This window comes from Salegentibacter sp. T436, from assembly GCF_001932675.1.
GTDB classification, from domain to species: Bacteria; Bacteroidota; Bacteroidia; order Flavobacteriales; family Flavobacteriaceae; genus Salegentibacter; species Salegentibacter agarivorans.
In genome coordinates this window covers 654314-674484 of the sequence record NZ_CP012872.1, presented here as the reverse complement: position 1 = coordinate 674484, position 20171 = coordinate 654314, and the positions used below count along the sequence as shown (strand labels likewise).

Sequence of the window (20171 nt, the reverse complement as noted above, 5' to 3'; positions counted from 1 at the left end):
TTTTGGTAAAGAAAAACCTCACTGTCCCAATGGCGATCGGGACTGTGAGGTCTATACTTTTATTAAAATACTTCCTAAGAAATTTATTACCAGATCTTCACTCGATCTTCTGGGGCAACATACATTTTATCACCTTCTTTAATATCAAAAGTGGTATAAAATGCATCAATGTTCTGAAGCGGTACATAAGCTCTGTACATTCCAGGAGAATGAGGATCGGTCTTGATTCTGTTTTTCAAGGCTTCGTCACGCATTTTTGTTCTCCAAACAGTAGCCCAGGACATAAAGAAACGTTCATCTGGAGTAAATCCATCTATTTTTCCGGGATCTCCGTGTTCTTCTAAATGAATTTGTAACCCGTCATAAGCAGCGTTAACGCCACCAAGATCACCAATATTTTCACCTAAAGTAAATTGACCGTTGATGAAAACACTGTCTAAAACTTCAATATTGCTGTATTGGTCTGCAAGATCTTTTCCAAGAGCTTCAAACTGTTTAAGATCTTCGTCTGTCCACCAGTTATTAAGGTTTCCTTCGGCATCAAAACGAGAACCGCTATCATCAAAGCCGTGAGAGATTTCGTGACCAATTACAGCTCCAATTCCGCCGTAATTTACAGCAGCATCAGCTTTATAATCATAAAAAGGTGGCTGAAGAATAGCTGCAGGGAATACAATTTCGTTATAGCTTGGGTTGTAATAGGCGTTAACGGTTTGTGGTGGCATAAACCATTCGGTTTTGTCTACCGGTTGTCCAAGGTCTGCCATATTATCGGCAACTCTCCATTTGCTGGTATTCATCATATTCTGGAAATAAGACCCACCGTTTTCAACATTTACTATTTCTAGATCGCTGTAGTCTTTCCATTCGTCTGGATAACCAACTTTAATAGTGGTGGTTCCTAGCTTTTCCTTGGCTTTTTTCTTGGTTTCTTCGCCCATCCAGCTAAGGTTGTCTATCCTGTTTTCGTAAGCTTTAATAAGATTTGAAATCATTTCCTGAGCTTTTTCTTTAGCTTCAGCAGGGAAATGTTCGTCTACATATAATTTACCAAGTGCTTCTCCCAGAGTACCGTTTACAGTTTGTAAAGCACGTTCTTTTCTTGGGCGTTGTTCTTGTGCACCTTGTAGGGTTTTGCTGTAAAACTCCCAATTTGCAGTTTCAATATCTGTAGAAAGTGTGCTGGCCGCATCATTAAAAATGCTCCATTTTAGATAATCTTTCCAATCATTAACAGAATTTCCAGCAAAAACATCCTGAAGGGATTCCATATAGTTTGGTTGAGAAACGATTATGGTATCAAGATCTGTAGCACCAATTTCTTCAAAATAAGAATCCCAGTCTATCGCTGAAACCATATTTTTAAGTTCGGCTACAGTTTTAGGGTTATAAGTGTTACGGGCATCACGACGCTCTACTTTGTCAAGTTGAGGTTCTGCAAGGCTGGTTTCAAAAGCAAGAATACGCTCGGCTGCATCTGCAGCTTCATCTTTAGAATAGTCTATATACTGAAGCATTCTGGTAATATGCTCTTTATATTTTTCCCTTTTTTCTTTGGAATCTGAATCGTCTGCTACGTAGTAATCACGATCTGGTAAACCCAATCCTGCAGGATAAAGGTAAGCAGCATTCATATTACTGTTTTTAGCATCGGCACGAACCCCAAAAGAGAAAAATCCGGCGCCACCATATTGTTGCATTTCGGTAAGAAATTCCTGGAGGTCTTCCTTATTTTCAATAGCATCTACTTTTGCCAAATATGGTTTTACCGGTTCCACGCCTTTTTCATTTCGGGCAACGGTATCCATAATTGTTTTGTAAAGGTAAACGGCTTTAGCCTGGTCACTAGACGGGTCTAAACTATCGTTAGCAGAAGCGCCTTCTAAAATAGCCATCGCATCCTCATCGGTACGCTCACGCAATTCCATAAAACTTCCCCAAGTAGTCTGGTCTGAAGGGATCTCGGTAGAATCTACCCATTTTCCGTTTACGTATCTAAAGAAATCTTCCTGAGCGCTTACGGTGGTGTCCATATAGGCAAGGTTAATACCGCGAACCTCTTCTTTTTCTTTACTTTCTTTATCATCGTTTTGACAACTTGTTAGGGTTGCAGCTCCCAAAATCGATAAAAAGAGCACATTACTTATTTTTTTCATATGTGGTTTAAATTATTATGAATTCTCGCGCTAAAGTACTAAAAAGTAGCATATTTAGCTGAGGATTATTCAAAGTATAAAATTGATTGAATTTTTCGCAAAAACTAATCCTGGAAAAGCTGGATTTACCTGAAGGTTTAATCAATTTGATTTATCAAATTTTGATCGAATTCCTTTTTTAATTGGGTTACTTCTTCCACATTTTCGTTGGGTATAGTAACAGAAAGTACATAATGAGTAATTTTCCAGCCATCTTTAGTTTTTAGAAGCACGCCAGAGCCACGACAAATTCCCATTTGCGTGTCAAGAAGTTCATCAAACCATGCGGTTTTACTGTTTTCATCGTTATAAATATTTCGTTCTAAAGTGGTGAAATTCCAGGCCTGACCCTGATCAAAATAAGGTTTTGAAAATTCACGAAAATCATCATTCTGCCAGTTCTCGGTGGCATCGGTGCCTATAAAAACCCCATCTTTGGTAATTAAGCTGAAGTATTTATCAAAGTTACCATCAGCGGCTGCTTGGTGCCATTGGGTTAAAACCTTATCTATTTTAGATTTTTCCTGGGCTGCAATATTTAAACTGAAAAACAAAAAAAGCAGTGCGATAATTTTTTTCATTTTGAAGAATTTTTATTGAAGATATCAATTTTTCTGCACTCAGGATTAGAAAAACGACTACTACAATTTGGCCTGGGGAAGGGAATCTATAGAAATGGTATCTCTTTCGGCTTTAAATTCGTCCAGCTCATCTTCAAAATCTTCCAGGGTTTTTAGGAAAAGCTCATTAAGCTGAATCTTAAAATTATTGAATTCTTCAGGGATTTCCCGGGCAACTTCTGTAATAGCACCGGCATCTAATTGCCGGCGGTGAGATAATTGTTCCAGGACTTTTGCTTTAGTGGTTAAAACGTTGGCGCGGGCCCTAACCGCGTTGGAGCTCAGAGAATCGGGAATGCTTGTGTTTAACGATTCCATAACCTGGGAGATTGGTTTTGAGCTTTCTATGGTTTGTTGTAGATTATAATTTCTTAATTGGTCAACTTCATTTTGGGCAGCGATATACGCCAACCAATTTATAGCATGTTTTCGTGCTTCAGGAAGTAATATTACTTCTTCCTTAGTAGTTTCTAAAGGTTGGTTTAAGGTAATTGAATCTAATTGACTGCCATTACTATCATCGGTCTGAGATTTTTCATTGCAGGCAAAGCAGAGTAAAATAGATAATATTAAAACCAGTTTTTTCATACCTAACAAAGTTAACCTAAAAATTTCCAATTTAAATAATTACAAAAGGAAGTATTTATTACCTCTGTTCAGCTTTGAAATTTTCTTTAATTTCACTTTGTTAATTGAAGAAGTATCGAAACCCTTCCTTCAATAAAAGATTTCTAAAAAAAAGTAAAGGTTTCGGCTGTTTCATTGCGAAAACCTCTATCTAAATAAATATATTTGCGGAAAAATCAATACAATGGCCGGGAAAATTTTAATTATTGGTGCTTGCGGGCAAATTGGAACCGAGTTAACGCTGAAATTACGTGATCTCTACGGAAACGATCGGGTAGTGGCTAGTGATATTAGGGAAGGAAATGAGGAATTAATGAATTCCGGGCCTTTTGAAATTGCCGATGCTACTGATGCTCCATTAATTGAAACCATTATTGATAAATACGAAATCTCCGAGGTTTACCTTATGGCCGCGATGCTTAGTGCAACTGCCGAAAAAGCGCCAATGAAAGCCTGGAATCTTAATATGGATTCCCTTTTTCATATTTTGAATTTTGCTAAAGATAAAAAGATTGAGAAAGTCTTTTGGCCTTCCAGTATTGCAGTTTTTGGCCCTACAACTCCTAAAAACGATACCCCACAAACTACTATTATGGAACCTTCTACGGTTTACGGGATTAGTAAGCAAACCGGCGAAAGATGGTGCGAATATTCTCACGATAAATATGGCGTAGATGTAAGAAGTTTGCGTTATCCCGGCATTATAAGCTATAAAACCCTTCCCGGTGGTGGAACTACAGATTATGCGATAGAAATTTTTCACGAAGCCCTTAAGAATAAAGCCTACACTTCATTTTTAGCTGAAGATACCGGTCTGCCCATGATGTATATGGACGATGCGATTAAAGCTACCGTAGATATTATGGAAGCTCCTTCAGAAAAAATAAAGGTGCGATCTTCTTATAATCTTTCGGCCTTGAGTTTTACCCCAAAGGTTCTTGCCGAGGCTATTCAGAAGGAAATTCCTGACTTCAAGATCTCCTACGACCCAGATTTTAGACAAAAAATAGCCGATTCCTGGCCATCTAGCATAGATGATTCTGAAGCCAGAAAAGACTGGCAATGGAAACACGATTTTGACATGCAAAGCCTAGTTAAGGAAATGCTTGCCGGAGTTTCTGAACAACTGAAAACCGCCAAATAAATACGTGATAATCGAGATTATTTTTTCTTTTTCTTCATTTTATTAAGCCAGATTATGGTTCCGGTAATTGGTAAACTCGTGGCGATTAAGCAGGCCAGGAAATAAAGGATTTTTGAAAAAGTCCCGAATATTTCTCCTGTGTGAATTGGTTTTATTAAAGAAGCTACCTGAACATTTGCTGGTTTTTCTGAAAAAAGCTCTTTTTTGAGAATTTTACCGTCACGGTCTATCACCAGCATATCGTAAGTATTGGGCGACCAGTTGCCAGCTTCATATTTTCTAATGGAAAAAATACCATTTTCGTCCTGTGGAAATGAAATAGATGTCTCCCCGGGATAATCCAGATTTTGATTTGAAATATTAATGATTTCAGCAAGCTCCAGCGTTTTAGAATCTGGATTAGTTTCTGAAGCAATTTTTGGTCCGCCGCGGCCACCAAAAACCTGGGTTCCCAGAACCTGACTGCCGAGGTCTTTATACCAATCAAAAGACCAGAATAATCCGGTTAACGTCATTACAATTAATAATAGGCAGGAATAGAAACCAAGGGTATTATGCAAATCATGGTTAATCCTTTTCCAGTTTGCAGACCATTTAATTTTAAAGCCCGGTTTTAGGGTTTTCCACTTTATTTTTTTCTTCGGAAACCAAAGTACAACTCCACTTATAGATAGAAATAAAAAGATAATGGTTGCAATTCCCACGATAGGTCTACCAATAGCAGAATCGAATAACAACCAGCGATGCATTCTAAACATTGTGAAGAAGAATTCATCTGCAGGATTTTCACCTAGTTGCTGATAATCGCCGGTATATTGATTTACATAAAAAGTAGTGCCGCGTCTATCTTCCGGCGAAGTTTTCACCTTGAATTCATAAGCTTTATTGGGGTTTTTGGGTAACGTAAGCCCGGTAACCGCTCCTTCTTTTTCAAGGTTTTGCTGCAAATTTTCTATAGCAATTAGTTTACCTTGTTGCGGGTCTACTTTTAATTCTTCAGCAAAAAGCGATTTTATTTCGGTTTGGAAGGTTAAGATAGTTCCGCTTAGGCAAACTAAGAAAAGGATAATCCCGCTGCCAAGCCCTAACCATAAATGCAGATCGTTCAGTAATTTTCTAAACGTATATTTTTTCTTTTTTTGCTTCTTCTTTGTCATGGATTCTGGTATAAAACTTAAAATAAGACTGACCGGAAAAAGAATTTCCGGTCAGCCCTTTTTGGCAAATTCAAATATTTTTAGGGCTAAAAAACTCCTATAAAGTGGCTTCCTTCTACATTTACCAGCTCGGCTCCTTTAGTTACCTCACCGGTTTGCGTGTCTATTACATAAATATTTCCGTTTTCTCCTACGGGAGCTTCGGTTACATAAACTTCATCTCCATCTACTACAAATCCCTGGTATTGGAATAGGTAGAAATCTTCGCTATATGGGATTTCATTTATTTTTTGTGCAGTTTTTGCTTCTAAATCTACCAGCGCAAAATATCCCTGGGCTCCAGCTACACCTTCAGCAGAACCTGCGTGACGATAAGCTACAACCGCTTTTCCGCTTGCGGTAGGTCTCCAGGCAAGAATATAGGCATCTTCCACTCCTAATGCTTCATCTAAATTAAATACGTATGAATCATCATACTGGTTATTAGCACCTATTTTTAAGATATGGGAACCGTTTGGATCTCCCTGGTTTGCCTGGTAAACACTTCCGTTTACCAAAAATGCATTAATGCTTCGGTAACCGTTGGTATTTCCCTTTCCAACTTCAGAAGTAATAATAGTTGGGTTTTCTAAAGAAGGGTAGTCTAAAACAATGGTTTTAGAACCTAAAACTTCACCATTTCTATCTGTTTCTCCGGTTTCCGGGTCTACTTTACTTATACGAGCGCCAATGTATAATTTATCTCCGGTAGCATTTAAGGTTGGCATATCAATTCTGCCAATATAATATCCTTGTGCTTCCAACTCTTCACTTAGTTGAAGACTTGATTCTTTAAACTCTTTTATTACCGAATTCTGTAAATCTAAGGTGACAATCCCCATAGTAGCTTGGGTACGAAGATAATTATCCTCATCATCAAACTGGTGCTCGGTATCTACATATACAGCAGCTCCTGTTTGATCTCCGTCAAATAATTTAATCCATCTTGGAGCAGAACCTACATAAGGAGCAATGCTAATTTCGCTTCCGGTTTGTTCAAAATTTTGACCTCCATTTACATTGTATTTCGTGTAGTTTCCTCCAGTATCGCCGGCATAGCTAATATTAAATATTGTGCTGCCGTCTTCAGAAGATTGCAACCTTGCAGTTCTGTTAGAAGGTACTATAAATCCGTTATCAAAAGGTTCTATAGATACGTTTGGGTCTTTAGCGTCTTCACTACTTATGGAGTAGATTAGTGTGCCTCCATTACCGTCTCCAGGGTTTTCTCCCATTCTGGCTGCGGCAACGGTAATCCATCTACCGTCTTCATTTTCACCTGGTTCCTGTCCTGGGTCTATAGGAGAGTCATCGCTACTACAAGAAGCCAGTAAGCCTGTTGCCATTGCTATTGTTGCAAAAGTTTTAATGCTGAAAAAATTACGTTTCATATTATTATCTTTTATAATTGGTTAAAATTTATTGATTGAATAATTTAATTTTAAGTAAAAGGCTCTTCCCGGTTTTTGCACCGATAAATTGTCGTAAACAGGTTTGTTAAAGATGTTTTTTACATCAAAACTCATGACAAAATTTTGGTTGGGGAAGGTGTAGCTAAGTCCAAGATCCTGCGCTAATTGCTGAGGTACTTTAAAGAAATCGTCTCCTACCGTATTTGAACCCTGCGGAACCAGATATGAAAATTCATCGGTAAAGTACATGGTGTAGAATAGGTTTAGCATGGAGTTTTTCTGAATTAAATTTTTAATTGAATAGCGTAAGTTTCCATTCATGGTAAAAAATGGAGTGTTGGGGACGTCTATTTCTACGCCACGGTTTTCAATTTTTAAATCGAATCGGGATATATTAAAATTAAGTCCGAAATTATTATTATAGGTATAACCCAACTGTGCGTCAATTCCTTTTGAAGTACCGCTACCCTGGTTTACATAAACAATTAACTCTTCATCTACATTTAAGGAAGTCTCTATAGGTAAACCAATTCTATCTTTAATATTTCTGGTAAAAAGATTTGTTGAAGCATTAAATTGATGCTTCTTAAAGTTAAAGGTGCCTAGTTTTACCCCTAAATTATAATTGTTACTTTGTTCAGGATTTATGCTTGCGTTGGCCACAACATTATCCCCATCGTTACCAAATATTTCGGTTTCGTTTGGCAGTCGTACTGCTTTTTCGGCCGAAGCCAATAGGGTAATAGTGGGGCTAAGCTCGTAAGAAGCTGCAAAACCATAGCCTTCATATTTTTTATTACTGCTTACAACATCATCCACAATTTCACTGCTTCCATCTGGATTTCTTTGAATTTCAGGATCTACACTTATGCTTTTCTGTTGATAATATTTCCCGAATAAATTGGTTTTTAACCTGTCATTAAAAGCATTTAATTCATAGGTTATCGAAAGTATGTTTTTGTTTAAATCCCGTGTTCCTACAAAGGTATTTTCTAATACAGATTGTAGTTTATCGCTATCTTCTCTATCAATTCCGCTATAAACGTGGTTCGCTAAAATTGTGTGGTTATCGCTAATAGCGTAGGCTACACCAGTTCTAATGGAGGCCACGTTGCGGTTAATTTTCGCAAGCGTTGGTCCGCCTTCTTGCTGTGAGCCCCAGGTATATTTGTATTCGTTGCCTCTAAAATCTATGGCTCTTTCGCCGTTCCAGCTATAAGCCCAGGGCACCGTATCATTTACCTGGCGGTTTCGCTTTCCATAATATCCGGTAACGTTTACATCTAAACCTGGCGTAAATAAATCTTCTTTTTGATAAGTTAAGTTAGCCAGAGAAGCGTCAGACTCAAGAAATCTTCCTTCGTATGGCATAATAGTCATGAATGCGCCATGTTGCACTTCTTTATAGTCATCAGAACCTGTAAAACCTACAAAAAACTGGTCGGCCCATTTTACATCTGTATATCCTACCTGTACCGTACCTCCGGTAGACCTGTAGGCGTCGTTAAAACGTCTAGCGGTAATTGGGGTTTGCTGACCACCTAAACCGGTTACTACAATACTTCGACCTGAAACTTCATAATCATTGTCAGAATAGTTATGAAAGGCAGAAGCTTTTACGGTAAAACCAGAATTATCAAATCTGTACAACCCATTTACATTAGCCTGAAAAGTATTGAATGAGCCATATGATACAGACGCATTAATATTTTTATCAGACTGTTTATTAAGTACAATATTGATGGCGCCGCCCAGGGCATCGTCAGCTAAATGGCCGGGAACAACGCCTTTATAGACTTCAATTCGCTCAATCATTGATGGCGGAATACTGTTTAAGTTATAGGACGAACCAAATGTAGAAATGGGAATTCCATCTATAAAAATACGTACGGCACTACCAGATAAACCATTCAAACTATATTCTGCACGAGAGCCCAAACCACCATTTTGCCGAATTTTTACTCCAACCGTAGTGTTTAGTAATTCGTTTGTCTGAATATTTCTAATACTGGCCTCCCCGGTTTCTACAACATTAAGGGCAAATCCCTTTTTCTCCATTTTGGTTTTGAAAGAATCTGCTCTTAGGTGTACCTCATCTAATTCGTTCTCTGAGGTATTTATCGTAATATTATGGTGTAGATTTTCTGGATTTACCGCTATTTGATGATGAGCTATGAAGTCACCTTTACGAATTTCCAGTAAAAAAACTCCACGCTGTAAATTCTTTATTTGATATTTTCCTTCGGAATCTGATTGCGTGCTTTTACTCTGATTTAGATTGGAAGCCGTAATATTTGCGCCCTTTAGTACTTCCCCGTTTTCATCTTCTATTATTCCAGAAATATCGAAGTTTTTGGCTTCCTTTTGCTGAGCATATATGGTAGGAATACTGGCTGACAGCAACAGTAAAATAAAGCTTATTGTAAAATTTGGAACCACAATTTTAATTTATTATTCTTATTTAAACTAATTTTAAATAACTTGCGGCAAATTTATATTTTGAAGCGCTAAGCCTGTTTCGGTTTTGGGAATAAAAATTACGGTAAAGGTATTATGTATATTGAGTCTAAATTAATAGAGGTAAATGAAACCTTGTTTTCACGGGATCTTTCAGGAAATAAAGATTTGGGAATCATTAAAGATGAAATAAATATCCAATCGTATTCATGGTTGCAGGCAAAATGTAAGATTCAGTTTTCAAAAGGCTTATTTATTGTTGAAACCTTTATAGAGAATAAAAAAAATCTTACCGATATCTTTAGTATAAGCGGGGAATATATTCAAATTTCTTATTTAGGAAAAGGTGATTCGCAACTGGTTTCTTCCAAGGAAAAAACACCCCTTGGGATGGGCAGAATTAACTGCTGTTATAATTGTGATACTGTAAACACAATAGAAATGCCTGCCAATAAACCTACTCACTACCAGGCGGTTTATCTATCAAAAGAATACTACCTTGAATTGTTAAAAAACGAAGTCTGGGTAGCAGATAATTCTTTCTATAATCATATTATTAAGGGTAATTTTCAAAAATGGGGAGCCTGTAATTTTCCTATAGATTATAGTTTATATCATATTTTAAATGAGATAACCAAAAACGATTGGAATACCGATTTTAAAAAATATTATCTTGAATTAAGGCTTAAAGAATTGTTTCTTTCTTTACATTTTTGCCAGGAGGAATTGTGCAATGGAGTAGTGAAAGGGATTAGCGAAGAAAACCTTGAAAAAATAAGAACCGCCCACGCATATTTAATTGAAAACTTTAAAAATCCGCCAACCATTAAAGTACTGGCCAGGAAAGTGCTTTTAAATGAACTTCAGCTAAAAAAAGATTTTAAAATGATGTATGGTAAAACTATTAGAAGCTTTATTATAGACTTACGAATGAAGAAAGCTAAAAGTCTTTTAGGTAAACATACCGTAAGTGAAATGGCTGGCATTTTAGGATATAAAAGCGTTCCGCACTTTATAAACACCTTTAAAAAATGTTATGGCTACACTCCAAAACAAGGTTTAAATCAATAAAATTAAGGCATAAAAAAAGCCGCTATAAAAGCGACTTTTCAAGTTCTTGAAATAGGATAATATATATTATTCTATAACGCGTACTTCCGCAGCGTTAACTCCTTTTCTACCTTCTACTTCAACGTACTCAACTTTATCACCTTCGTTCAAGCTCTCGCCATCTAAACCAGTAATGTGTACGAAGATGTCTCTTCCTGTTTCGTCGTTGGTAATGAATCCGTATCCTTTTGATTCATTGAAAAATTTAACTGTACCTTCCATTGTAATAATAAAATAAATAATTAATAAAGCGCAAAGTTAGTACAATATTATTGAAGACAGTGCAATATTTTCGATTTTCTTTTGAAAGTATTCTAAAACAGCTACTTAATCCAGTCCTTTATCTCGCATTTTATCCATGTTCTCTTTAGTGAGAGTGTAGTCTTGAAGCCGTTTCCCTTTCCATCTCACATACAGGAAAATAGGCATTAAAATAAATGCACTTGCTAAAACTGCAATTCCAATTATACGGTCTCCCAGTACCACATCTTCAAAAGTGCGGTAATAAAATCCTACTCCAATGGCAATTAATATTAATATGCCCAATATTTTTAAAACAGTATTCATAGCATTAAACGGTTACTTCTATTAGTTTTTGACGGTAAGCGGTTAATAGTTTAGATTTAGAAATAAATCCAACGTACACCTCATCTTCTACCACAGGCAGGTTCCATGCGTTTGTTTCCTGAAATTTGGTCATTATATCTTTTGGCCGGTCTTTTCTAAGGTCTATAATTTCAGGGGCACGCTGCATAACATCGCTTACCTTTACTTCCTCATACATTTTCTGGTCAAACATTATCGGTCTAATATCATCTAATAATATAATTCCCAGGAATTTACGATTTTCATCGATAACGGGAAAAAGATTTCGGGAAGATTTTATTACGCCGTCGTGAATAACATCTCCAAGATTCATATCTATATTTAGGGTAACAAAGTTTTTTTCTATAATCTGCTGAATATTCAACAGCGTTAATACAGCCTGGTCTTTATTGTGGGTTAACAAATCGCCACGTTTTGCGAGTTCCATGGTATATACCGAGTGCGGCTGAAACTGGTTGGTAATCATATAAGAAATGGCCGCGGTAATCATTAAGGGAACAAAGAGTTCGTAACCGCCGGTGAGTTCTGCAATAAGGAAAATGGCAGTAAGTGGCGCGTGCAAAACCCCGGCCATTAACCCGGCCATTCCAACCATAGTAAAACTACTTACCGAAATGGGGGTTTTTAATATTCCCAGATTGTTTATAATTAGTGCAAAGCAATGCCCCATAGCGCTCCCCATAAATAATACCGGCGCAAAAATACCGCCAATGCCGCCGGCTCCAAAGGTGAGCGGAAGTAGCCAGGATTTTAAAAATTACAAGTCCAGCAAGGAGGATTATAACAATCCAGATATTATCAAGATAATCATTAAAGAAATTGGTTCCCAAAGCTTCTAAATAATCTTCAGCCAATAAGTTATTTATAACATTATAACCTTCGCCATATAGCGGTGGAATTAAATAGATAAGAATTCCAAGGCCCAGGCCACCCAGCAATAACCTATAGAAAAGAGAATCTATCTTTTTAAAAGCATCGCCTATCTTAAAATAAATATGTGTAAAATACATAGAACATCCGGCAGCGAGGACACCAAGAATAATATAAAAAGGCACTTCAGAAATATTAAAATTGTCTTGAAGATCTACAGGCAAAATAATATCAGAACCAAAGAAAAAATAGGAGGTGAGAATAGCCGAAACCGAAGCGATAAGCAATGGAACCATGGAGATTAAAGTGAGATCCAGGCTAAAAACCTCGATCGCAAAGATAATCGCCGCGATAGGTGCTTTAAAAATAGACGACATAGCGCCCGCAGCTGCGCAACCAATAAGTAATGTACGTGAACTTTGGTTCATTTTAAAAAACCGGGAAATATTAGATCCCAGGGAAGCACCGGTGGCCACCGTTGGTCCTTCCAATCCCACAGATCCTCCAAAACCAACTGTTAAAGGAGCTGTGATAATTGAGGCATACATTTGAAAGGAACGCATAATTCCTTTTCGGCGGGAAATTGCATAAAGCGTAGAGGGAATCCCGTGACCAATCTTTTTCTTTAGTACTACTTTAATTACCAGTAGCGTAAGGCTTAAACCTATAAGTGGAAAAATAAAATAAAAAGCATGATGGTAATTTATAATCAGATTTCCTTCTAGTAAGCGCTGAATGTAGTGTGTAAGGTTTTTTATAACCACTGCACCTAAACCAGCAGTAAAACCTATAATAGCACTTAAAATCATCAAAAATTGTTGATGACTTAAATGCCGGTTACTCCAGTCTGAAAAACGGATTAATAATTTTGTAGCTTTATTGTCCACTCAAAAATTTTTATGAAGATAAAAAAATCCCGATGTGAACCCGGGATTTTTTATCAATTATAATTTTACTCGATACTCGAGATTTAAATGCTCTTGCGTTTGCCTTTAATTGAAAAAATTATTTCCCCTGGCTATTCTTTGAAGTTTCTTCCAGGTAGTTTACCTGTAAATGAAGTTCTTTGAGTTGTGCTTCATCCAGTTTTGCGGGTGCATCTATCATTACATCCCGGCCATTGTTGTTCTTTGGGAAAGCAATAAAATCCCTGATACTTTCCTGTCCGCCTAAAATGGCCACCAGTCTATCAAAACCAAAAGCGATACCGCCGTGAGGAGGGGCTCCATATTGAAAGGCATCCATTAAAAAGCCGAACTGTGCTTTAGCCTCTTCTGGAGTAAAGCCAAGATAATCGAACATTTTTTCCTGTGTTTCCTTATCGTGAATTCTTATAGAACCGCCGCCAATTTCATTTCCGTTTAAAACCAAATCGTACGCATTGGCACGAACTTCTCCCAGTTTAGTCTCCAGTAAAGCAAAATCTTCTTTTTTAGGTGAGGTAAAAGGATGGTGCATCGCGTGAAAACGATTTGTTTCTTCATCCCATTCCAGTAATGGGAAATCTACAACCCAAAGTGGAGCGAATTCATCAGCTTTTCTAAGACCAAGTTCATTACCCAAATGCATTCTTAAAGCACTTAGTTGCGTTCTGGTTTTATTGGCGTCACCAGCCATTAACAATATTAGATCTCCGGGTTTTGCTGAGGTAGCTTCTGCCCAGGTTTTTAGATCTTCTTCTGAATAAAATTTATCTACTGAAGATTTTAAAGTTCCATCTTCGTTATATTTTGCCCATACGAGTCCGTTGGCGCCTACCTGTGGCCTTTTAACCCAGGATATTAATTTGTCTATTTCTTTTCTGGTAAAAGAAGCCGCTCCCGGAACCGCAATTCCCACTACTAATTCCTGCTGATCGAAAACGTTGAAACCTTTGTTTTTGGCCAAATCGTTCAATTCGGCAAACTCCATCCCAAATCTGATGTCCGGTTTGTCATTCCCATATTTTTTCATCGCTTCAGAGTAGGTCATTCTTGGAAATTCGGCAACGTCTACGCCATTGATTTCTTTCAATAAATGCCTGGTTAAACCTTCAAAAATATTCAGAATATCTTCCTGTTCAACAAAAGCCATTTCACAGTCAATTTGTGTGAATTCCGGCTGCCTGTCGGCTCTAAGGTCTTCATCCCTAAAACATTTTACGATCTGGAAATATTTATCCATTCCGCCAACCATTAGCAATTGCTTAAAAGTTTGTGGCGATTGGGGAAGGGCGTAAAACTGACCTTCGTTCATTCTACTTGGTACCACAAAATCGCGGGCACCTTCAGGAGTAGACTTTATTAAATATGGAGTTTCCACTTCAACAAAATCCTGGTTAGAAAGATAATTTCTTACTTCCATTCCTACTTTATGGCGAAATTTCAGCTTGTTTTTTACCGGATTTCGTCTAATATCAAGGTAACGGTATTTCATTCTAAGATCTTCGCCACCATCGGTTTCATTTTCAATAGTAAAGGGAGGTGTAAGGGAAGTGTTGAGAATATTAACTTCATCAACTAAAACTTCAATTTCACCAGTTGGAATATTTGTATTTTTAGATTCCCGCTCAATTACTTTTCCGCTAACCTGAATAACAAATTCGCGCCCCAGTTTTTGAGCTTTTTCCATAAGTTCTTTTGAAGAGCGCTCTTCATCAAAAATAAGCTGGGTAATGCCGTAACGATCGCGCAGATCTACCCAAACCATAAATCCTTTGTCCCTTATTTTTTGAACCCAGCCCGAAAGTTTTACTTCCTGGCCAATTGAAGCTGCATTTAATTCTCCGCAGGTATGACTTCTATACATAATATTCCTGAAATTTTAAGTAGCGCAAAAGTAAGAAGTTCTGGTGGGTTTGGCGGTAAAATAGGCAGAGAAAATCGCTAGAGGCTTTGCATTTTTTTTTTTTGAAATATCGCCTTTAAAAATTAATTATTAAGCCATTTTAAACTTAAATAATACCGGATAAGGATGGTTAGGGAAAAATTTAGCCATCAAGTTTAGAAGACAGTCAAAAATTTGACCGTTTCGTCAATTTTATGATGTTGATAAATTTGTAACAACAAGCCTATCAGGATATTAACAGTTTTTGTTTGATAACCTTTTTTAACAAAATTTTAAATTGACTATAAAGTAGTTGTATTTTAGCTGAAGTGCTATTGTAAAGGGACTATCAATAGCTGAAAAAAGAATACCAAGGGGTCGATCCTTGGTATTGCTTAATAACGTTCCATAAAAAATATTAATATGGAAACAGTTTATTTATTAATGCTCTTATCTTATAGGATAATCAGGGAGCTTTAGTCTTGCAGACCCGTCTGTTGGAGCAGGCGGGTTTTTTATTAGAGCAATAATGTTGTTATTACTATTACAAATATATATAATTGTTACTATTCTGAAGTAACAACCTGAGCAAAAAATAACACTTTAACTAATTATGAAAAATTAAAGCGCTTTCGAAAAAGGAAGTTTTACCAACTGAAGCTTTAGTATTTGCCATTCCTTTACAGTTTTTTTCCGGTTCTAAAAATAGATTTTTTTAATGAAATTTCTTTTAGGATATCTCTATGTTAAGCCGAAAATAGGGGTTTAGTTTTCTGTTTATCAGTTCCTTAGTATTTCAATGTTAATTTAATGTTACGTGATTGTTGCTTTAAAGTAAACATTTAGCTATTTTTGTAAAGTAAAGTTTAAAGAAAAAGACTATGAAAAAGATAAAAAATATATTGATGGCTGCCATTTTTACCTTTGGAGCAGCTGCTATGGCGCAGAAAAGTCCGGAACCAAAATTTGAAAAAGAGGGAGATCTTATAAAAGGAACTTTCTATTATGAAGATGGTTCTGTAAAACAAGAAGGAACTTACAAGGATGGAAAACTTCATGGAAAATGGGTGGCATATGATACCAATGGAAAAAAGCAAAGTATGGCTAACTATACAGAAGGGGAAAAAACCGGAAAATGGTTCTTTTGGTCTTCAGATAAACTAACTGAAGTTGATTACAATAATAACCAGATTGCCGGGGTAAATACCTGGAAAAGTGATGGTACTTTAGCTGAAAACTAATCAAAAATTTATACCTAAACGCAAGAGGCTGTCTGAAAAGGCAGCCTTTCTTGTTGGATTATTTTGAGGTTTTTATTATTTTCATGTAATGAAAGCTAAAGTTGTATTTAAGACCTATAACCAGTCGCAGTTAAGTCTTTTACCTCCCAGTTATGATGATTTGGTTCCTGTAAATCATCCCGTTAGAATCGTCAATACGATTATTGATCAAATCGACATCGCTGACCTGGAGCGAAGTTACAAAGGAGGTGGTACTTCCAGTTACCATCCTCGGATGCTTCTTAAGGTGATCATCTATGCGTACCTGCGCAATATGTATTCCTCTCGTAAGATAGAACAGGCTCTTCTGGAGAACATTCATTTTATGTGGCTCAGTGGTCAAAGTAAACCTGATCATAATACCATCAATGATTTTAGAGGAAAACGCTTAAAAGGGAAGTTTAAAAATATTTTCAACCAGGTGGTTCTTTTACTGGCTGACCAGGGTGTATTATCTTTAAAGGAACTCTTTGTGGATGGCACTAAGATAGAGGCCAATGCCAATCGCTTTACTTTTGTATGGGGTAAATCTATCAAGAACAGTAAAGAGCGTATTAAGAAACAGCTTCGGGAACTATGGTCTTATGTGGAAAAGGTTTATGACCAGGAACAATTGCTTCCTAATGAGCCTGATTTTGAGGCTATCGATCCGGATGAAGTAGCCAAAACCATTGATGCCATTAATGACGCATTAAAAGATAAGGAGGTCGATAAAAAAGTAAAACAAAAGCTCAACTATGCCAGGAAGAACTGGCCTGGGAACCTGAAGAAATACCAGGAGCAGGAAGCTATCCTGGGAAAACGCAACAGCTATAGCAAGACCGACCCCGATGCCACTTTTATGCGGATGAAAGATGATTATATGCAGAACGGGCAGTTAAAACCTGGGTATAACCTTCAGGCTTCCACCAACAACCAATTCATTACCAATTATACTTTAGCTCAAACCACCGCCGATACCACTACCTTAAAAGACCACCTGCAAGATCATATAGATTCCTACGATCAAACACCTGAGAGCCTTACCGCAGATGCCGGCTATGGCAGTGAAGAGAATTATACCGATTTAGAAGAAAAAGAAATTACTGCCTATGTGAAATACAATTACTTCCATAAAGAGCAACGCGATAAAAAGCACAGAGAAAACCCATTTCATCCGGACAATCTGTTTTATAATAAAGAAACCGATACGTATTATTGTCCGATGGGCCAGGCGATGAAGAAGGTAAGAAGTTATGAGAGTGAAACCACTACCGGTTTTAAGCAGCAAATCCATCGGTATCAGGCCGCCAACTGCAAGGGATGCCCTTTGCGAGGCAGCTGTCATAAAGCCAAAGGGAACAGGACTCTCGAACGTAATCACAACCTGATTCGCCTCAAGGAAAAGGCCAGGAACCTACTGCTAAGTGAAGAGGGAATAGCACATCGCAAAAGAAGATGCTGGGATGTTGAAGCCGTCTTTGGAAATATCAAGCAAAATATGGGCTTTAAGCGGTTTATGTTGCGGGGAATGGATAAAGTAACTACTGAGATAGGATTAATAGCTATGGCGCACAACTTAAGAAAATTCAGTATCGCATAGCAAAGGGGCGCTGCTTTGCCTTTTTTTATCAGAAAGAAGATTTACAAAAAGAAGAATCGCTTCCTCTTACAAAACATTTATAAAGAAAAAGGGCCATCTAAATACTTTTTAGACGGCCTCTTTTTGTTTGCCCTGCATGCAAACAATTCCGGGACTTGAAAGAAAGCCCGCTCACCTGATCGGAGGGAAGAGCAATGTAAAGTCAAGTGCGTCACTGGCAACGGTGGGGTGTGAAGGAAGACCTAGCAAGTTAGTGGAACATAGAGAAATCGAACCGATTCTGGCATATATTGGGGGTAAGGTTGCAAAAAGTGCCGATGCCCAAAATCCGAATAGCAATATATGTTAAAACGGATGGCTTCACTAACAGGAATGTTTGCTTAACGGGGGAAGCCTGATTATTCGCCTTTCCAGGCTAAGCAGAAACAAGTCGAGAGACAAGGATTTGTTATGGAAAATCAGGTGGCAGATGAGTCCGTAGTAGTGAGAAAATTTAGGCCTGAGAAGCACTGGTGACAGTGTGGAGGAGAAAACCCAAATGACATTGCACAAGAATCGCATAATCGGTTGCAATGACTGTCACAGATTAACTGTGGCGGATGCGAAGGGACGAAGTTAAATTAAGTACAGGAAGTTCTTTAAAGGAATTAGCCATAAGCGAAGACAATCGGAATTGAAACATTCTGAGGAATTGCAGCAAAGAGGAGTGACGAGCTAACTCTGGCTGTTAATCCGCGCGAGTATTGAGTAGTAAGATTTTCTTTTACTGTTATAGATTGCCACAGTGCTAAAGACAACAGTATACCTTATGAACAAACAATCTGTCTAATTCTGCCTAAAGAAATAAACCGTACTGCAAAGAAGAGAAAGTTTCATTATGCGAAAATGGTACAGTCTTATAGACAAGGTATATGCATTACCGAGGCTGGAACAAGCCTACCGTGAGGTAAGGAAAAACAAAGGTTCCAGAGCCAAGGGAGTGGATAACCAAAGTATAGCTGATTTTAGTTCAGCTTTAGAGGAGAATTTGTGCCAACTCTCCAGGGAACTGAAAGAGGGGAGATATAGGCCACAGCCGGTAAGGCGGGTCTATATCGATAAACCAGACGGGAGCAAGAGAGGATTGGGTATCCCAACCATCAAAGACCGCATTGTACAACAATCGCTGCTTAATGTGTTGCAACCTATCTTCGATCCCGAATTCCATCCCTCCAGTTATGGGTATCGTCCTAAACGAAGTGCTCATCATGCCATTGCCAAAGCAGAGCGCTTTAGTCGGTACTATGGTCTGGATCATGTAGCAGACATGGATTTATCCAAATGTTTTGATACTCTAGACCATCGGCTGATAGTGCAAAGCGTGGGCAAACGGGTAAGCGATGGAAAGATACTTAAACTGATAGGGAGCTTTTTAGAATCCGGCGCACTTGATGGAGCGCGCTTCACACCTACAAAGAAGGGGAGCCCACAAGGGGGAATTATCTCACCGCTTCTGATGAATATCTATCTGGACGCATTCGACCAGCATATGAAAAATTCAGGCATACGAATGGTGAGGTTTGCTGATGACGTGCTGTTGTTTGCACCAACCAAAGCTCAAGCTGGAAAATACATGGCTAAAGCCACGAGTTATCTGGAAAAAGAGCTTCGGTTAGAAGTGAATAAAAACAAGAGCAGTCTGACAAACCTTGAAGAAGGCATCCACTATTTAGGTGTGGTGATAAAGCCCTATGGAGTAGTGGTATCCCACAAAAGCATCAAGAGGTTCAAAAAGAAAGTAAAATTACTAACCCCTCGAACTAAAGGGCAAAGTATAGCTTTCTATATTAAAGAACTGAACCCGCTATTAAGGGGTTTTGCCAATTACTTCCGAATAGGCTTGACCAAAAAGCTGTTCCAGGATCTTTTAAGCTGGATCAGGAGAAGGTTACGAATGATGGTGATGAAAAGCTGGAAAAGCTGGAAACCTCTTCACCGACAACTAAGGCGTATGGGCTATAAGGGGAATTTTCTTAAGATATCGGTAACCCGATGGAGAAACTCCTCCACCAATTTAATACACTATGCCCTGCCCAATAAGTACTTCTCAGAATTAGGGTTGTACGCAATGGACACAGTTGAAGGGAATACTTTGCATCAGTACTATCAAACAGTACTGAATAAGATTTAACATGAGCCGTGTACGAGACCCGTATGCACGGTTCTGGAAGAGGGATGAAGATAATAAATGCTCAAATATTTATTATCTTCACCCTACTTGATTGTTT

General features: G+C 37.9%; 14 protein-coding genes and 1 pseudogene. 5 read left to right on the top strand and 10 right to left on the bottom strand.

Annotation, left to right across the window (positions count from 1 at the left end):
- Positions 1 to 86: 86 nt before the first annotated feature.
- The 3 genes from AO058_RS02890 to AO058_RS02880 all read right to left on the bottom strand — a co-directional run bounded on the left by AO058_RS02890 (position 87) and on the right by AO058_RS02880 (position 3403).
- Entirely contained in the window at positions 87 to 2156 is a 2070-nt protein-coding gene (locus AO058_RS02890; protein ID WP_075325148.1) for a M13 family metallopeptidase, read from the bottom strand.
- A 137-nt stretch (positions 2157 to 2293) separates the two neighbouring features.
- Positions 2294 to 2776 (bottom strand): nuclear transport factor 2 family protein, encoded by a 483-nt coding sequence (locus AO058_RS02885; RefSeq protein ID WP_075325147.1) that lies wholly within the window; start codon positions 2774 to 2776, stop codon positions 2294 to 2296.
- 60 nt (positions 2777 to 2836) lie between these two features.
- The gene (locus tag AO058_RS02880; protein ID WP_075325146.1) at positions 2837 to 3403 is read right to left on the bottom strand and encodes a hypothetical protein; all 567 of its coding nucleotides are present in this window, start codon (positions 3401 to 3403) and stop codon (positions 2837 to 2839) included.
- Between the two features lie 223 nt (positions 3404 to 3626).
- On the opposite strand from AO058_RS02880, the gene AO058_RS02875 reads away from it, so the two are divergent.
- Entirely contained in the window at positions 3627 to 4586 is a 960-nt protein-coding gene (locus AO058_RS02875; protein WP_075325145.1) for an NAD-dependent epimerase/dehydratase family protein, read from the top strand.
- 17 nt (positions 4587 to 4603) lie between these two features.
- On the opposite strand, the gene AO058_RS02870 is transcribed toward AO058_RS02875, so the two are convergent.
- The 3 genes from AO058_RS02870 to AO058_RS02860 form a co-directional block, all read right to left on the bottom strand.
- Positions 4604 to 5743, bottom strand: coding sequence for a PepSY-associated TM helix domain-containing protein (locus AO058_RS02870; protein WP_075325144.1), 1140 nt, complete (start codon positions 5741 to 5743; stop codon positions 4604 to 4606).
- A gap of 86 nt (positions 5744 to 5829) precedes the next feature.
- Positions 5830 to 7173 (bottom strand): hypothetical protein, encoded by a 1344-nt coding sequence (locus AO058_RS02865; protein ID WP_075325143.1) that lies wholly within the window; start codon positions 7171 to 7173, stop codon positions 5830 to 5832.
- Between the two features lie 21 nt (positions 7174 to 7194).
- Positions 7195 to 9633, bottom strand: a complete 2439-nt coding sequence (locus AO058_RS02860) for a TonB-dependent receptor (protein ID WP_232228881.1) — start codon at positions 9631 to 9633, stop codon at positions 7195 to 7197.
- A 114-nt stretch (positions 9634 to 9747) separates the two neighbouring features.
- Between AO058_RS02860 and AO058_RS02855 the strand changes: the two genes are divergently transcribed.
- Positions 9748 to 10722, top strand: a complete 975-nt coding sequence (locus tag AO058_RS02855) for a helix-turn-helix transcriptional regulator (protein WP_075325142.1) — start codon at positions 9748 to 9750, stop codon at positions 10720 to 10722.
- A gap of 66 nt (positions 10723 to 10788) precedes the next feature.
- Here AO058_RS02855 and AO058_RS02850 read toward each other — a convergent pair whose 3' ends face one another.
- The 4 genes and pseudogenes from AO058_RS02850 to aspS all read right to left on the bottom strand — a co-directional run bounded on the left by AO058_RS02850 (position 10789) and on the right by aspS (position 15024).
- Complete coding sequence (locus tag AO058_RS02850; protein ID WP_037318850.1) at positions 10789 to 10983, bottom strand: cold-shock protein; 195 nt, start codon at positions 10981 to 10983, stop codon at positions 10789 to 10791.
- Positions 10984 to 11088: 105 nt separating this feature from the next.
- On the bottom strand, positions 11089 to 11328 hold the full coding sequence (locus tag AO058_RS02845) for a hypothetical protein (RefSeq protein ID WP_075325141.1): 240 nt from the start codon (positions 11326 to 11328) through the stop codon (positions 11089 to 11091).
- Positions 11329 to 11332: 4 nt separating this feature from the next.
- Positions 11333 to 13124, bottom strand: a pseudogene (locus AO058_RS02840) (chloride channel protein).
- Positions 13125 to 13242: 118 nt separating this feature from the next.
- Complete coding sequence (gene aspS, locus AO058_RS02835) at positions 13243 to 15024, bottom strand: aspartate--tRNA ligase (protein WP_075325140.1); 1782 nt, start codon at positions 15022 to 15024, stop codon at positions 13243 to 13245.
- A gap of 899 nt (positions 15025 to 15923) precedes the next feature.
- On the opposite strand from aspS, the gene AO058_RS02830 reads away from it, so the two are divergent.
- From AO058_RS02830 to ltrA, 3 genes are all read left to right on the top strand, one after another.
- On the top strand, positions 15924 to 16283 hold the full coding sequence (locus tag AO058_RS02830; protein WP_075325139.1) for a toxin-antitoxin system YwqK family antitoxin: 360 nt from the start codon (positions 15924 to 15926) through the stop codon (positions 16281 to 16283).
- An 88-nt stretch (positions 16284 to 16371) separates the two neighbouring features.
- Positions 16372 to 17904 (top strand): IS1182 family transposase, encoded by a 1533-nt coding sequence (locus AO058_RS02825; RefSeq protein ID WP_075324881.1) that lies wholly within the window; start codon positions 16372 to 16374, stop codon positions 17902 to 17904.
- 877 nt (positions 17905 to 18781) lie between these two features.
- On the top strand, positions 18782 to 20074 hold the full coding sequence (gene ltrA / locus AO058_RS02815; RefSeq protein ID WP_075325137.1) for a group II intron reverse transcriptase/maturase: 1293 nt from the start codon (positions 18782 to 18784) through the stop codon (positions 20072 to 20074).
- Positions 20075 to 20171 lie beyond the last annotated feature (97 nt).

Bases quoted from the DNA above. Each gene is read 5' to 3' on its own strand.
- AO058_RS02890 (WP_075325148.1), bottom strand. From the start codon at position 2,156: ATGAAAAAAATAAGTAATGTGCTCTTTTTATCGATTTTGGGAGCTGCA.
- AO058_RS02870 (WP_075325144.1), bottom strand. From the start codon at position 5,743: ATGACAAAGAAGAAGCAAAAAAAGAAAAAATATACGTTTAGAAAATTA.
- AO058_RS02825 (WP_075324881.1), top strand. From the start codon at position 16,372: ATGAAAGCTAAAGTTGTATTTAAGACCTATAACCAGTCGCAGTTAAGT.
- AO058_RS02830 (WP_075325139.1), top strand. From the start codon at position 15,924: ATGAAAAAGATAAAAAATATATTGATGGCTGCCATTTTTACCTTTGGA.
- ltrA (WP_075325137.1), top strand. From the start codon at position 18,782: ATGCGAAAATGGTACAGTCTTATAGACAAGGTATATGCATTACCGAGG.
- AO058_RS02845 (WP_075325141.1), bottom strand. From the start codon at position 11,328: ATGAATACTGTTTTAAAAATATTGGGCATATTAATATTAATTGCCATT.
- AO058_RS02875 (WP_075325145.1), top strand. From the start codon at position 3,627: ATGGCCGGGAAAATTTTAATTATTGGTGCTTGCGGGCAAATTGGAACC.
- AO058_RS02865 (WP_075325143.1), bottom strand. From the start codon at position 7,173: ATGAAACGTAATTTTTTCAGCATTAAAACTTTTGCAACAATAGCAATG.
- AO058_RS02885 (WP_075325147.1), bottom strand. From the start codon at position 2,776: ATGAAAAAAATTATCGCACTGCTTTTTTTGTTTTTCAGTTTAAATATT.
- aspS (WP_075325140.1), bottom strand. From the start codon at position 15,024: ATGTATAGAAGTCATACCTGCGGAGAATTAAATGCAGCTTCAATTGGC.
- AO058_RS02855 (WP_075325142.1), top strand. From the start codon at position 9,748: ATGTATATTGAGTCTAAATTAATAGAGGTAAATGAAACCTTGTTTTCA.
- AO058_RS02850 (WP_037318850.1), bottom strand. From the start codon at position 10,983: ATGGAAGGTACAGTTAAATTTTTCAATGAATCAAAAGGATACGGATTC.
- AO058_RS02880 (WP_075325146.1), bottom strand. From the start codon at position 3,403: ATGAAAAAACTGGTTTTAATATTATCTATTTTACTCTGCTTTGCCTGC.